This window comes from Mycobacterium sp. UM_11 (assembly GCF_001414075.1).
Classification (GTDB): Bacteria; Actinomycetota; Actinomycetes; order Mycobacteriales; family Mycobacteriaceae; genus Mycobacterium.
In genome coordinates this window covers 1-399 of record NZ_LATC01000250.1, presented here as the reverse complement: position 1 = coordinate 399, position 399 = coordinate 1, and the positions used below count along the sequence as shown (strand labels likewise).

General features: G+C 60.4%; 1 pseudogene. It reads right to left on the bottom strand.

Annotation, left to right across the window (positions count from 1 at the left end):
- Positions 1-399, bottom strand: a pseudogene (locus WU80_RS24875) (galactose-1-epimerase); the annotation flags it as partial.

Sequence of the window (399 nt, the reverse complement as noted above, 5' to 3'; positions counted from 1 at the left end):
GTCGGCATCGATGGTGACCTTGTGGTCGTAGACGTCGAGGGCGTCCTCACCCGCCAGGTTGAAGTAGCTGTGATTGGTCAGGTTGATCACGGTCGGCGCATCGGTGGTCGCGTGGTAGTCGATGCGCAGTTCGTTTTTCTGGTTCAGGGTGTAGGTGACGGTTGTCGTCAGCGTCCCGGGATAGCCCATTTCGCCTGCGGGACTTACATATTGGAGCTTAACGCCCACGGTGTCGCTGTCGTGCTGCTGGCCGGCCTGCCATACCTTGGTGTCAAAGCCCGCCGTGCCGCCATGCAGGCTGTTGCCGTTGTTGTTGACCGGCAGGTGATACTCGTTGCCGTTCAACGAAAATGCCCCCTTGGCGATCCGGTTGCCGTAGCGGCCGATGATCGCGCCGAA